The sequence below is a fragment of the Roseomonas gilardii subsp. gilardii genome (assembly GCF_023078375.1).
Lineage (GTDB): Bacteria > Pseudomonadota > Alphaproteobacteria > Acetobacterales > Acetobacteraceae > Roseomonas > Roseomonas gilardii.
Window position 1 is genome coordinate 3171386 of the sequence record NZ_CP095554.1, and the last position, 12860, is coordinate 3184245.

Here is a 12860-nt window from a genome sequence, read left to right on the forward strand (position 1 = left end):
GGGGGTTGAGGGCGGCACACGGCCTCGTGCCCGCCCCTCCCCGGAATCGCGCGGATCAGAGACCCGCGAGATGCGCCGTGGCGAGCGCGGCTTCCTGCCGGTGGACCAGCGTGGAAACACTGGCCTGGAAGACGTGCAGGAAGGAGCCGGGATGGATGCCGATCCAGAGCGTCAGCACCACCAGCGGCGCGAAGATCAGCCTTTCCCGCACCGAAAGGTCCAGCAGCCCGCGCAGCTCGGCCCGGTGCAGGCGGCTGAACAGCACGGCCTTGTACATGCGCAGCATATAGGCGGCGCCCAGGACCATGCTACTGCCGGCCCCCAGGGTGAGCCAGGGGCTGACCTTCCAGGCGCCGACCAGCACCAGGAACTCGCCGGGGAAGGAGGCCGTGCCGGGCAGCGCCATGGCCGCCAGGGTGAAGATCATCGCCACCACCGCATAGGCCGGCATGACCTTCGCGATCCCGCCGAAATGCCCGATGTCGCGCGTGCGCACGCGGTCCTGCAGCACGCCGATGCAGAGGAAGCCGGCGCCCGAGACCACGCCATGCGCCAGCATCTGCAACAGCGCGCCGGAGATGCCCTGCTCGTCGATGGAGAAGACGCCGATCGTGGCGATACCCATATGGGCAATCGAGGAATAGGCCACGATCTTCTTCATGTCCTGCTGCAGCAGGGCCACCAGGCTGGCATAGACCACGGCGATCGCCGACAGGGTCAGGACGAAGGGCGCCAGCGTTTCCGTCGCCTGCGGAAAGAGCGGGATGGAGAAGCGCAGGAAGCCATAGGCGCCCATGTTCAGCATCACGCCGCCGAGCATGACGGAGCCCGCGGTCGGCGCCTCGGCATAGGCTTCCGGCTGCCAGGTGTGGAAGGGCCACATCGGCATCTTCACTGCGAAGGCGGCGAAGAAGGCCAGGAACATCCACATCTGCGCGCCGCGCGACAGGTGCAGGCCCATGAGCTGCGTCAGGTCGGTGGAGCCGGCGTCGTACCAGATGGCCAGCACCGCCAGCAGCATCAGCAGCGCGCCCGCCAGCGTGTAGAAGAACAGCTTGAAGGCCGCCCGCACGCGGTGCGGTCCGCCCCAGATCCCGATGATCAGGAAGATCGGTACCAGCGCCGCCTCGAAGAACACATAGAAGAGCAGCAGGTCGACGGCCGAGAAGACGCCGATCATCGCCGTTTCCAGCAGCAGGAAGGCGGCCATGTAGGTCCGGATGCGGGTCTGCTCCATCCGCCAGGATGCCAGGATGCAGATCGGCGTCAGCAGCGCCGTGAGCAGCACGAAGAGGACGGAGATGCCGTCCACCCCCATGTGATAGCTGATGCCGATGTCCGGCATCCAGTTCGCGTGCTCCTGGAACTGGTAGGAACCGCTGCCACCGTCGAAGCCGAACCAGAGCAGCGAGGAGAGCGCCAGGACGGCGAGGCTGGTGCCGAGCGCGATCCCGCGCACCAGTCGCCCGACCCTCTCATCCTCGCCGCGCAGGCACAGGATGGCGGCCACACCCGCCAGGGGCAGGAAGGTCAGGGTCGATAAGAGCGGAAAGCCAGCAGCGTTCATCCGGCGGAGCCTTGCAAGCGTCAGGGGCAAGCATCAGGGCAGGCAGGCGAAATCTTTCCTGTTTCGGAAAGATTCGTTGCACCGCACCATGTCGCGGGAGGCTCCGCCTATCGGCTTTTCTTTCCGGCCGCCAGCACAGGGATGAATAACCGGCGATTTCCGACAGATTTTTCATGGAGAATCCATGAAAACACGAGGAAAATCAAGGAGTTTTATCTTATATAACTCTTTCTGTTCCGGTTTTATTGCTGCTTCTGGTCGTTTTACTTCCGGTTACACAGCCCCGGCAATCCCGGCGAAAGGCGGGCGAATGCCCCGCCCGCACCGTCCCCGGCCATCCGCCCCGCGGCGTTCAGCCGTCCTCCCGCACCGGCACCGCCGCCGCGCGGCTCCAGCCCAGCCGCAGCGGGAGCCCCTCCACGGGCTGCAACGGCGCACGCCAGGCCGGCAGTTGCACCCGCAGCACGCCGAGATCCCGCGTCGCCACGGACAGGTGGAAGGCGGTGCCGGCATAGGACCAGGACAGCACCGTCCCCTCCACCATGTTGTCCTCCTCCATGCCCTCGCCGAGCGGCAGGATCTTCTCGGGCCGCAACGACATCACCACGCCCTCCCCCGCCCGCGCCGTGCCGCGCGCGAGCAGGCGCGTGGCACCCAGGCGCAGCGCGATGGTGCCGTCCGCGCTGTCCTCCACCGTGCCGGCCAGGAAGTTGCTCTGCCCCAGGAAGCCCGCCACGAAACGCGTCGCGGGGCGCTCGTAGAGTTCCGCCGGCGAACCCTGCTGGATCAGCCGCCCATGGTTCAGGATCGCGATCCGGTCGGACAGGGAAAGCGCCTCCTCCTGATCGTGTGTAACGTTGATGAAGGTGCGGCCGACGCGGCGATGCAGCGCCTTCAGCTCGTCCTGCAACTCGGCGCGCAGCTTCTTGTCCAGCGCGGACAGGGGCTCGTCCAGCAGCAGCAGTGCCGGATCGAAGACCAGCGCCCGCGCCAGCGCCACGCGCTGCTGCTGCCCGCCGGAAAGCTGGTGCGGCCGCCTTTCGGCGAAACGGCCCAGTTGCACGAGGTCCAGCGCGGCGCGCACGCGGGACTCGCGCTCCGCCCGCCCGATCCGCCGCACACGCAGCGGGAAGGCGACATTCTCCGCCACCGTCATCTGCGGGAACAGCGCATAGCCCTGGAAGACCATGCCGAAGGAGCGCTTCTCCGGCGGCAGGGCGGTGATGTCGCGCCCGTCCAGCAGCACCTGGCCGGCGGAGGGTTCGACGAATCCCGCGATCACCATCAGCAGCGTGGTCTTGCCGGAGCCGGAAGGGCCGAGCAGCGTCAGGAATTCGCCGCGCCCGACCTCCAGCGACACATCGGCCACCGCCGCCGCCTCGCCATAGCGGCGCGTGACGCCGCGCAGCGACAGCGCATGACCGGCACCGGCCGGGACGGCGGTGGCCGCGGGGCGTTCCAGCACGATGCTCATGAGCGATACTCCGGCTGTTCGCGGTCCAGCCTGCGGCACATCGCCTCGGCCGGCACGTGCTTCGGATCAGGCTTTCGTGGCGGGTCGTAGAGCAGCATGTCAGTAGCCCCGTTCCGGGTCATAGAGATTGGGCAGCCGGCCACCCGCCTCATGCGTGGCGATGGCCTCCGCGATATAGCGCGCCCGCTCGCGCAGGCTGGCCAGCGAGGCGAGGTGCGGCGTCACGATCACCTTGGGATGCGACCAGAGCGGGCTGTCGGAGGCCAGCGGCTCCGGCTCGAAGACATCCAGCAGCGCGCCGTCCAGATGCCCGCTGTCCAGCGCCGCCAGCAGATCCGGCACCGCGAGATGCGAGCCGCGCCCGACATTCACGACCTGCGCGCCCCGGGGCAGCAGGGACAGCACGCGTGCATCGATCAGCCCCCGGGTTTCCGGCGTCGAGGGCAGCAGGCAGACCAGGATATCAGTGCGCGCCAGGAAGGCCCCCAGCTCCTCCACCCCGGCGAAGGATTCGACACCCGGCAGGTCCTTGCGCGTGCGCGACCAGCCCGCGACAGGAAAGCCCAGTGCCCGCAGCATCCGCGCCGCCGTGCCGCCCAGATTGCCCAGGCCCATGATGCCGACGCGCCGCTCCGCCGCGGTGAAACGAGGGTGGAAATTGTCCCACCGCGCCTCCGCCTGCGCCAGCGCCATCCGCCGTGCCCCGCGCAGCAGGGACAGGCAGGCCCAGCTCACGAACTCGCCCATGCGCTGGCCCGTTTCCAGCCCGCCCATGCGCACCAGCGGGAGATGGCGCGGCCATTCCGGATCGCGCACGATGTTGTCCACTCCGGCGGCGGAGGAGAAGACGATGCGCAGGTTGGACAGGCGCCTCAGCCGGCCGGGTTCCGGGTCCCAGACCACGACATAGGAGACCTCCTCCGGCGCCACGGCGGCATCGTCCCACCAGCGGATCTCCAGGCGCGGGTTCACGGCCCGGAAGGCGTCACGCCATTTCGGGACCGCCGCCTCGCCGCCCGACTTCACCAGAACAATCACTTGCTCGCCCCCATTCCGGCCGCAACGCCGCCCGGCCGCGTCCATGCCATGCATGCCCCATGCCGCCCCGGTTCCTATCATACCGGTTCCTATCATACCGGTTCCTATCATACCGGTTCCCGTCATGCCGGGCCGGTCCAGACGGTTCCGCCGGGCCATCCCGGGAGGGGCGCATTCCATATCGGGGCGGTCGGGAATGTCCATGGCCCGCGCCCTCGCGGCGGGGGTGAACCCGATGGCGGCAGCGCCGTTACCCTCGCGGAGATCACCCCGGCCCTGGGCTGTCCCTTCGGGGACGCCGAACGATCCGCGCAGGGCCGGAACCATCCGGCAGGAGGAAAACACCATGGCCGCCGATCCGACCACGATGCAGCAGGCTTCAGGCCCCGGCACCAAGCGGGAGGAAGACCAGAAGGAGGCGCTGAAGGACACCTTCCCCGCCAGCGACCCGGTGGGGCATGACGGTGGCCGTGGCTCGCGCGCCGTTCCTCCCGCGATGGAGGAGGACAATCCCGCCCCGCTCGCGGACGGAAAGACCCTGTCCTACACCTTCGGCGACCCTGAGAAGGCCAAGCTGGCCGGGGAAGGCGTGGTCCGCGCCGGCCTAGCCGAACGCAGCCGCCTCTCGGTGGATGGGTCCTCCCTGCGCCTGGAGGTCACGCGGGGCGCGGCTGGGGATGTCGACCGGATGCTGCAACAGGCTGGCGGCCGCGCGTCCTGAACCTGGGTCCCCGGAAACCCCGCGCCGCCATCGTCATCTTCGGCGCGGCGGTGCGGCCCGATGGCTCCCCCAGCCAGACCCTGCGGCGGCGGGTGGAGGCGGCGCTGGCGCATGGCCGTCGCCGTCACCCTCCGCCGCTCTATGTGCCGACCGGGGCGAAGGGCCGGCATGGGCCGAGCGAGGCCAGCGTGATGGCCCGCCTGCTCCGCGAGGGTGGGGTTCCACCGGAGGATATCCTGGAGGAGCCGACCGGCACGGATACGCTGTCATCCGCCCGTGCCGTCGCCGGCCTGTTGCGGAACTGGCAGGGTCCGGTGCTGGTGGCCTCCTCGGGCTATCATATCCCGCGCTGCGTGCTGCTGCTGCGCCTGCTGGGTCTCCCGGCCCGCCATGGCCCGGCGGCCCGCGCGGCCCCCGGCTTCCAGGACTGGCGCTGGCGCCTGCGCGAGGCCCCGGCCATTCCCTATGACGCCGCCCTGGCGCTCTGGCACCGCCGCGCCGGACGCGGATCGGCCCCGGCGGGCTGACCCCTTCCCGCCCCCGCCCCACCATGCTTCCTGTGCCGCCGCGTCAGGGCGAAGGAGCTGGGCCATGCGGGTCAATGGGGCGGAACGGGTGCTGGGAATCCTCGGCGGCATGGGGCCCCTGGCCGGGGCGCAGTTCCTGCTGCGGCTGACGCTGCTGACCCCGGCGCGGCGGGACCAGGACCATGTTCCCGCCGTGCTGTGGTCCGACCCCCGCATCCCCGACCGCACCGAGGCGCGGCTGCATGGCGGGGAGGACCCGCTGCCCGCGCTGCTGCGCGGCATCCGCGGGCTGGAGGCGGCGGGCTGCGGCGCGATCGCCATCCCCTGCAACACCGCCCATGGCTGGTATGAGGCGATGCGGGCGGCTACCTCCCTGCCGGTCCTCCACATCGTCGATGCGGCGGCCGAGGAGTTAAGGCGCCAGGGCCTGGTGGGTGCCAGGGTCGGGCTGATGGCCACGGCGGGCACCCTGGCGATGCGGCTGTACCAGGAACGCTTCGACGTCCTGGGCCATGAGGTGATCACGCCGGACGAGGCCCAGATGCGCGACAAGGTCGGGCCGGGAATCGCGTTGGTGAAGGCGAACCGCGTGGAGGAAGCCTATGCGCCCCTGGCGGAGGTGGCGCGGAGCCTGATCGCGCGGGGCGCGGAGGCCGTGGTGCTGGGCTGCACGGAGATCCCGCTGGGGATCCAGACCGGGCCCGCCCTGCCCTTTCCGGTGGTGGACACGATCGACGCGCTGGCCCGCGTCTCGATCGGATGGGCGAAGGGGCCGGTGGAGTAGGAAGAACCGGCCGGCGGATCAGGAAGGCGGGCCGGCCCTTCGGGCGTCACACGGGAAAGGTGGAAGGCGAAGGTCCGGCCAGTCTCAAAGGGTGGCCGGGATGGCGCCTCAGTCGTCGTCGCACTCGCAGCCATTGGTCGGGCCCTTGTCGGCCCGGATGATGTGATGGTCCACCCACTCGGCCACCAGGCGCTGCGCCTCGCTCACCGAGGCTTCCGGATGATGAATGCGGTACAGGGCCGTGCAGGCTCGGAACGACGACAGATCGTCGTTGCCGCCCTCCCGCAGCTCACGGTAGGCGGTCACAACGGCCCGCTCGCAGCGGCGGACGATGTGGCTGAACTCCTGACCCATCATACACTCCAGCGTTTGCGAGTTATTTGAGAATCGCTCGCAATTCGTTCCTAGGTTATATTCTCACCTGAACGCCTATTCAAGCGTTCAAGCCGGCAGGCCCCTGCTCCCTGCGCGATTCCCTTAATCCGGACCTGTCAGGGACGGATTTAAGGCAAAGATGCTGCCGACGTCACGCCTTATCACCTGGCCATGGACGCCCCGGACCGTTGGCACATGCCCCCGGCCCGGATGGCGGAAGGCCCCGGCCGGTCAGGCGCCGCCGACCAGCGCCGCCAGCGCCTTGCCCAGATCCTCCGTCCCGGCCTGCCCGCCCATGTCGCGGGTGCGCGGCCCGCCCTCGGCCAGCAGCTTCTCGATGGCGTCGGTGATCGCCCGCGCGGCCTCCGCCTCCCCCAGATGCTCCAGCATCATGGCGCCGGACCAGATCTGGCCGATGGGGTTGCAGATGCCCTTGCCGGCGATGTCGGGGGCGGAGCCGTGCACCGGCTCGAACATCGAGGGATGCAGCTTCTCCGGGTTGATGTTGGCCGAGGGCGCGATGCCGATGGAGCCCGCCACCGCAGGGCCGAGATCGGAGAGGATGTCGCCGAACAGGTTGGAGCCCACCACCACATCGAACCAGTCCGGATGCTGCACGAAATGGGCGCAGAGGATGTCGATATGGTACTGGTCCGTCTGCACCTCCGGATACTGCGCCGCCATGGCGGCGAAGCGTTCGTCCCAGAAGGGCATGGTGAAGGTGATGCCGTTGGACTTGGTGGCCGAGGTCACCTTGCGCCGCTTGCGCGTCTTCGCGAGGTCGAAGGCATAGCGCAGGATGCGGTCCACCCCGGTCCGGGTGAAGACGCTGTCCTGCGTCACGAATTCCCGCCCGGTGCCGGGGAACATGCGGCCGCCGGTGCTGCTGTACTCGCCCTCGGTGTTCTCGCGCACCACCACGAAGTCGATATCGGCCGGGCCGCGCCCGGCCAAGGGCGTGCGCACGCCCGGCATCAGCCGGCAGGGGCGGACACTGGCATACTGGTCGAAGCCGCGCCGCATCGGGATCAGCAGGCCCCAGAGCGAGACATGGTCCGGCACGCCCGGCCAGCCCACCGCGCCCAGAAAGACGGAATCGGCTTCGCGGAGCTGTTCCAGCCCGTCCTCCGGCATCATCGCCCCGGTGTTCAGGTAGCGGTCGCAGGACCAGTCGTATTCCTTGCATTCCAGGGAGAAACCGAAGCGCCGCCCCGCCGCTTCCAGCACCCGGAGCCCTTCCGGCACGGTCTCGCGCCCGATTCCATCGCCCGGGATCACGGCGATACGGTGCTTGCGCGGCTCGGCCATCGGCATTCCCCTTGATGTCGGATGGCAGGTTGGCGCCACCGTGGGCCAGCGGCAAGGCCGCCTCCCCGGCCGGCCTCCCTGGTTCGGCCTTCGGGGCCGAGGAGGAAAGCATGTCAGGCAGTCACGGTGACAACCGGGCAGCGACGGCGGAGCCGCGCCGCATCGTGGTGGTGGGTGGCGGAGCGGCGGGGCTGGACCTTTCCATCCGCCTGGCGAGCCGCCGACGCCGGCCCGTCCCCTATGCCGTCACCCTGGTGGACCGCAGCGGCAGCTATGTCTGGAAGCCACGGTTGCACGAGGTCGCGGCCGGCACGCTCGACACCTCGCAGGAACAGGTCTCCTACCTCGCCCATGCGCGGCGGCACGGTTTCACCTACTGGCCCGGCCTGCTGCGCGGGCTGGACCGGGGCCGGCGGCGGCTGACGCTGGGCACGCTGCAAGGCCCGGACGGGCAGGACACCGTCACCACCCGGCTGACCTACGACACGCTCGTGCTCGCGGTCGGCAGCCATGCCGATGATTTCGGCACGCCCGGCGCCCAGGAACACTGCCGCTTCATCGACAGCCGCGATCAGGCGGAAGCCTTCACCGTCGCGCTGCGCGAGGAGATCATCCGGACCCTCACGGACCGTCCGGACCGCACCCTGTCCATCGCCATCGTCGGGGCGGGCGCCACGGGCACGGAGCTGGCCGGGGAGATCAACCATGCGCTCGACCTCGCCGCCGGCTATGGCCTGCCGGGGCTGCGGCAGCGCATCCACATCACGCTGATCGAGGCCGCGCCCCGCATCCTGCCCGCCCTGCCTGAACGCGTTTCCGCCGCCGCGACGCGGGTGCTGGGCGAGATCGGGGTGGAGGTGCTGACCGGCGATCCGGTGGCCTCCGTCGATGCGCACGGCCTGACGCTGAAGAGCGGGCGCCGGATCGACGCCGCGCTGCGGGTCTGGGCCGCGGGCATCCGCGCCCCCGCCGTGCTGCGGGAGATGGACGGGCTGGAGGTGGACCGGGCGAACCGCCTGGTCGTGCGGCCCAGCCTGCAGACCACGCGCGACCCGGCGATCTTCGCGCTGGGCGATTGCAGCGCCCTGGTGCCGGAGGGCGCCGAGCGCCCCCTCCCCGCCACGGCCCAGGTGGCGCACCAGGAGGCCCGGCACCTCGCCGCGCATCTGCCGGATTTCCTGGCGGGCCGGGATCTGCCACCCTTCCGCTACAAGGAGCACGGCTCCCTGGTCTCCCTGGGCGGCTACGACGCCTTTGGCAGCCTGGGCCGGCTCGGCGTGCTGCCCGGCGGCTTCATCGAGGGGCGCTTCGCCCAGCTCAGCTACAACCTGCTCTACCGGCAGTACCAGTATGTGGTGCATGGCCGGCGCGTGCCGCTGATCTGGGCGGCGGAGGTGCTGCAGAGGCTCGCCAAGCCCCGGCTGCGGCTGGACTGATCCCCCCGGAGGCGGCCCGGGCGCGCTCAGCCCTCCGCCAGCAGAGCCGCCGTGTCGGGCGCGTTCATCGCGCGGGCGGCGTCCAGCGCCGTCATGCCCCGGGCGTCCCGCGCCTCGCGGCTGGCACCGTGTTCCAGCAGCAGCCGGACGAGTCCCGTCCGGTTGAACATGGCCGCCATCATCAGCGCCGTGCGCCCGTCGCCGCCATGCCCCTCGATGCGCGCGCCATGTTCCAGCAGAAGCCGCACGATCGCCTCGCCCCCCTTGAAGCAGGCGGCGGCCAGCGGCGTCTGCCCCCGGTCATTGGCGACCTCCGGATCGGCGCCGCCCTCCAGCAGCACGCGCACCGTCTCCGTCCGCAGATGATAGGCCGCCAGCATCAGCAGCGTGTCACCCTTGTCGTTGCGCAGGTTGGGCGGCAGTCCCTGCGCCAGCAGGGCGCGCATCTGGTCCGCGCCGCCGCCGCGCGCCAGGTCGAAGACGCGCCCGGCGAAGGCGATGGTTTCCTCATCCGGATGTGGCCGGAGCGTGGGGGTCGAATCCGTCATCCGCCTGCCTCTCTCTATCGGCACGGGGGCCGCTGCGGGCCCGTCCCCGGCTGAACGCCCGGCCCGCCGCCGGGCTGCGGCGGCGCCGGCCATCCCTCCTCTGTCAAAGCATCTTCATCCGGCGGCCAGCCCACCCGGAGGGTTTCCGTGGAAAACTGCGCCTTCGCTTCGGATTCGGGACCGCCTTGCGCTTCATCGAGACCTTCGACCTCTGGCCCTTCCTCGACACCGTGGTCAGCCTCGCCGCCGCCTTCCTCTTCGGCACCGCCATCGGTGCGGAACGGCAGTACCGGCAGCGGACGGCCGGGCTGCGCACCAACGTGCTGGTCGCCGTCGGCGCCGCCGCCTTCGTGGACCTCGCCATGCGGATCGCCGGCCCCACCGAGGCGACTCGGGTCGTCTCCTATGTCGTCTCCGGCATCGGCTTCCTGGGCGCCGGCGTGATCATGAAGGAGGGGATGAACGTCCGCGGCCTGAACACCGCCGCCACCCTCTGGTGCGCCGCCGCGGTCGGGGCCTGCGCCGGGGCCGACATGGTGGCGGAGGCCGGGCTCCTCACCCTCTTCGTCATCGTCGGCAACACGCTGTTGCGGCCGCTGGTGAACGCCATCAACCGCCGGCCGATCGACGAGCGCGCCTCCGAGGCGACCTACGAGATCAGCCTGGCCGCCGCCATCGAGGACCTGCCGCGCCTGCGCGAGCTCCTCGCCGACCGGATGGAACAGGCGCATTACCCGGCTGGCGACATCGCCTTGCGCCCGCTCGGCGAGGAAAGCGGGGAGGTCGTCGCCACGCTGCTCAGCACCGCCGTGAACCCGCCGGAAATGGATGCGCTGGTCGCGGGGCTGGAGCGGCTGCCGGGTGTCACCCATGCGACCTGGGCGATGCGCACCAGCGACTGATGCCGCCCGGCGGAAGTTCCGCCCCGCCGCCTTACCGCCCCTACTGCTTCTCGATCCCCGCGGCTTTCGCGACCTCGGTCCATTTGGCGACCTCGGCGGCCACGAAGCGCTGCGCCTCCTCCGGGCTGTTGCCGACCACCGTTGCGCCCAGCCCCGCCATCCGTTCCCGCACCGCCGGGGTCTGGAGCTGCGCCACCGTATCGGCCGAGATCCGCCGCGCCACCGGCTGCGGCAGGCCGGCGGGCCCGATCAGCGCGCCCCAGGTCGCCGCCTCATAGCCGGGGAAGCCGCTTTCCGCGACGGTCGGCACGTCCGGCAGCGACGGCAGGCGCCGCGCCGCCGTGGTCGCCAGCACCTTCAGCTTGCCCGCCTGCACATGGCCCAGCACCGAGGGCAGCGGGTCGAACATCACATCCACCCGCCCGGCCATCAGGTCCGGATGCGCGGCGGTGGAGCCGCGATAGGGCACATGCGTCATCTTCACCCCGGCGCGCGCGGCGAACATCTCCGCCGCTAGGTGCACCGCGCCGCCAGTGCCGGCGAAGCTGATCTGCCCCTCCTTGCGCCGCGCCAGCCCGGCGAGCTGCTGCGGCGTGCTGGCGGGGAAGTCGGGCGCCGCCACCAGCAGCAGCGGCACGCTGTAGACCACGGTCAGCGTGGTCAGGTCCTTCAGCGTGTCGAAGGGCGTGGTGTAGAGCGGCACGTTCACCGCGTGGTTCACCGAGATCATCGCCAGCGTGTGCCCGTCCGGCGGCGATTTCGCGACGACATCCGTGCCGATGATGCCGTTGGCCCCGGCGCGGTTCTCCACCACCACCGGCTGGACCCATTGCTTCGACAGCGGCTCCGCCAGCAGCCGCGCGGCGATGTCGGCGGAGCCGCCGGGGGTATAGGGCACGATCACCCGCACGGCATGGGACGGGAAGCCGGCGGCCTGCGCCCCCGCCCGGCGGGGCAGCACGAAGGGCGCGGCCAGCAGCGGCAAAGGCAGCAGGGTGCGGCGACGGATGGACATGCTTCTCTTCCCCAGCCCGGATTCTTCCGGATTTTTCCCGTGCCCGCCGCCCTGGCAGGGCCGGCGGGCCGAGGCGGGGAAGCCTGCTCCGGATAGGAGCCCGGAACAAGCCGGGGTGCCGGGCGCTCAGCCCGCCGGGGCCTCCCCGGACAGCAGCCCCGCCGCCAGGATCTCCGCCGCCACCCGCCCGCTCTCGTCCAGCGGCGCGCGCGCGAAGGGCTCCGGGAAGCCGGAGAAGGGCCGCGCCTGCCCCGCCTCGTAGAGGCTGCGGTGCAGGGCCGCGTGGCGCGGCGCCGCCGAGGGATCGAGGCCCGGCATGGCCACGAAGACCGGCGCGGCGACGGCCAGGGCCTCGGAAAGCATGGAAACGCTGTCGCCCGTCACCACCACCGCGTCCGCCCAGGCCAGGAAGCCGGTGAAGGGGTTCGGCCCCGCATCCCCCCAGCGGAAGAGCCGTCCCGGACTTCCGCCCAGGCCCCGCGCCACGGCCTCGGTGGCGGCCTCCCCCGTGCGCCGGCTGGTGGTCGCCATGACGCTGCCGGAGCCTGCGGCGACGCGGGCGGCGAGCTCCCCGGCGGCGGCGGGGTCCATCCCCTCCCCCCGGACCGGGCCGCCGATCAGCAGGGCGGTGCGTGGCCGGGGCAGTTCCGCCAGCGCCGCCCATTCCGTCCGCGCCGCGGCGAGCCGTGCCTGCGAGAGGCGGTGCGTGGCGCCCAGGACCGGCAGGATATTCCGTGGCAGCGGCGGCGCCGTTCCGGCGAGGTCGTGCCGCCCCAGCACCAGCCGGTCGAAGCCCCCGCCGCCGAAGCTCCAGATACCGAAGCCGGGGCGCATGCAATGGACCGTCCGCGCCCCGCGCCGCCCGAGCCAGAGCGCCACCGGGGCGGAGCGGCGCCCGGCCGAGACCACCAGCGCCGGCGTGGCAGCCCGGCGGATTTCCTCCCGCACCGGCGGCGCCAGGCCGGCCAGGGTCGGCCAGGGCCAGGGGATGCGCGCGAGCGGCCCCCAGGCGAGCGGGATGCTGCGGAAGGGCTCGCCCAGGCGCTCCTGCAGCCGCTCCGCGATGCCCAGGGCCTGGGCCGCCGTGCCGGCGCGCGGGTCGGCCAGCACCCAGATGCGGGACGCCGCCCTGCGATCGGTCATGGACGGGACACGGCGCGGAGGC

Annotated in this window: 13 protein-coding genes; 5 read left to right on the plus strand and 8 right to left on the minus strand. The window is 71.2% G+C overall.

Annotated features, from left to right (window positions below):
- Window positions 1–55: 55 nt before the first annotated feature.
- The 3 genes from MVG78_RS14595 to MVG78_RS14605 all read right to left on the minus strand — a co-directional run bounded on the left by MVG78_RS14595 (window position 56) and on the right by MVG78_RS14605 (window position 4079).
- Window positions 56–1567 (minus strand): NADH-quinone oxidoreductase subunit M, encoded by a 1512-nt coding sequence (locus MVG78_RS14595; protein WP_247552630.1) that lies wholly within the window; start codon window positions 1565–1567, stop codon window positions 56–58.
- A 352-nt stretch (window positions 1568–1919) separates the two neighbouring features.
- A complete protein-coding gene (locus MVG78_RS14600) occupies window positions 1920–3041 on the minus strand; it encodes an ABC transporter ATP-binding protein (RefSeq protein WP_247552632.1) in 1122 nt (373 codons plus the stop codon).
- A 99-nt stretch (window positions 3042–3140) separates the two neighbouring features.
- A complete protein-coding gene (locus tag MVG78_RS14605; protein WP_247552634.1) occupies window positions 3141–4079 on the minus strand; it encodes a 2-hydroxyacid dehydrogenase in 939 nt (312 codons plus the stop codon).
- A 346-nt stretch (window positions 4080–4425) separates the two neighbouring features.
- On the opposite strand from MVG78_RS14605, the gene MVG78_RS14610 reads away from it, so the two are divergent.
- The 3 genes from MVG78_RS14610 to cuyB all read left to right on the plus strand — a co-directional run bounded on the left by MVG78_RS14610 (window position 4426) and on the right by cuyB (window position 6111).
- On the plus strand, window positions 4426–4800 hold the full coding sequence (locus MVG78_RS14610; protein WP_247552636.1) for a hypothetical protein: 375 nt from the start codon (window positions 4426–4428) through the stop codon (window positions 4798–4800).
- Window positions 4801–4850: 50 nt separating this feature from the next.
- Window positions 4851–5327 carry a YdcF family protein gene (locus MVG78_RS14615; protein WP_247552638.1) on the plus strand — a complete coding sequence of 159 codons (477 nt, stop codon included), beginning with the start codon at window positions 4851–4853 and terminating at the stop codon, window positions 5325–5327.
- Window positions 5328–5391: 64 nt separating this feature from the next.
- Window positions 5392–6111, plus strand: coding sequence for a cysteate racemase (gene cuyB / locus MVG78_RS14620; protein WP_247552640.1), 720 nt, complete (start codon window positions 5392–5394; stop codon window positions 6109–6111).
- A 108-nt stretch (window positions 6112–6219) separates the two neighbouring features.
- Here cuyB and MVG78_RS14625 read toward each other — a convergent pair whose 3' ends face one another.
- Window positions 6220–6465, minus strand: a complete 246-nt coding sequence (locus tag MVG78_RS14625; protein ID WP_145133934.1) for a hypothetical protein — start codon at window positions 6463–6465, stop codon at window positions 6220–6222.
- Window positions 6466–6717: 252 nt separating this feature from the next.
- Complete coding sequence (locus MVG78_RS14630; RefSeq protein ID WP_247552642.1) at window positions 6718–7794, minus strand: tartrate dehydrogenase; 1077 nt, start codon at window positions 7792–7794, stop codon at window positions 6718–6720.
- 110 nt (window positions 7795–7904) lie between these two features.
- Here MVG78_RS14630 and MVG78_RS14635 point away from each other — a divergent pair, with 110 nt between their 5' ends.
- Window positions 7905–9230: an NAD(P)/FAD-dependent oxidoreductase gene (locus MVG78_RS14635; protein WP_247552644.1), complete on the plus strand. Its 1326-nt coding sequence runs from the start codon at window positions 7905–7907 to the stop codon at window positions 9228–9230.
- A gap of 26 nt (window positions 9231–9256) precedes the next feature.
- Here the strand turns inward: MVG78_RS14635 and MVG78_RS14640 are convergent, their stop codons facing one another.
- Complete coding sequence (locus tag MVG78_RS14640; protein WP_247552646.1) at window positions 9257–9778, minus strand: ankyrin repeat domain-containing protein; 522 nt, start codon at window positions 9776–9778, stop codon at window positions 9257–9259.
- Between the two features lie 185 nt (window positions 9779–9963).
- Between MVG78_RS14640 and MVG78_RS14645 the strand changes: the two genes are divergently transcribed.
- Entirely contained in the window at window positions 9964–10680 is a 717-nt protein-coding gene (locus MVG78_RS14645; protein ID WP_247552648.1) for an MgtC/SapB family protein, read from the plus strand.
- 40 nt (window positions 10681–10720) lie between these two features.
- Here the strand turns inward: MVG78_RS14645 and MVG78_RS14650 are convergent, their stop codons facing one another.
- Window positions 10721–11695 (minus strand): tripartite tricarboxylate transporter substrate binding protein, encoded by a 975-nt coding sequence (locus MVG78_RS14650; RefSeq protein ID WP_247552650.1) that lies wholly within the window; start codon window positions 11693–11695, stop codon window positions 10721–10723.
- A gap of 126 nt (window positions 11696–11821) precedes the next feature.
- Window positions 11822–12838, minus strand: coding sequence for a mitochondrial fission ELM1 family protein (locus MVG78_RS14655; protein ID WP_247552652.1), 1017 nt, complete (start codon window positions 12836–12838; stop codon window positions 11822–11824).
- Window positions 12839–12860: the final 22 nt, after the last annotated feature.

What these genes read in the sequence shown, in the direction of transcription:
- MVG78_RS14595 (WP_247552630.1), bottom strand. Translation starts at nt 1,567, where the DNA reads ATGAACGCTGCTGGCTTTCCGCTCTTATCGACCCTGACCTTCCTGCCC.
- MVG78_RS14600 (WP_247552632.1), bottom strand. Translation starts at nt 3,041, where the DNA reads ATGAGCATCGTGCTGGAACGCCCCGCGGCCACCGCCGTCCCGGCCGGT.
- MVG78_RS14610 (WP_247552636.1), top strand. Translation starts at nt 4,426, where the DNA reads ATGGCCGCCGATCCGACCACGATGCAGCAGGCTTCAGGCCCCGGCACC.
- cuyB (WP_247552640.1), top strand. Translation starts at nt 5,392, where the DNA reads ATGCGGGTCAATGGGGCGGAACGGGTGCTGGGAATCCTCGGCGGCATG.
- MVG78_RS14625 (WP_145133934.1), bottom strand. Translation starts at nt 6,465, where the DNA reads ATGGGTCAGGAGTTCAGCCACATCGTCCGCCGCTGCGAGCGGGCCGTT.
- MVG78_RS14630 (WP_247552642.1), bottom strand. Translation starts at nt 7,794, where the DNA reads ATGGCCGAGCCGCGCAAGCACCGTATCGCCGTGATCCCGGGCGATGGA.
- MVG78_RS14635 (WP_247552644.1), top strand. Translation starts at nt 7,905, where the DNA reads ATGTCAGGCAGTCACGGTGACAACCGGGCAGCGACGGCGGAGCCGCGC.
- MVG78_RS14640 (WP_247552646.1), bottom strand. Translation starts at nt 9,778, where the DNA reads ATGACGGATTCGACCCCCACGCTCCGGCCACATCCGGATGAGGAAACC.
- MVG78_RS14650 (WP_247552650.1), bottom strand. Translation starts at nt 11,695, where the DNA reads ATGTCCATCCGTCGCCGCACCCTGCTGCCTTTGCCGCTGCTGGCCGCG.
- MVG78_RS14655 (WP_247552652.1), bottom strand. Translation starts at nt 12,838, where the DNA reads ATGACCGATCGCAGGGCGGCGTCCCGCATCTGGGTGCTGGCCGACCCG.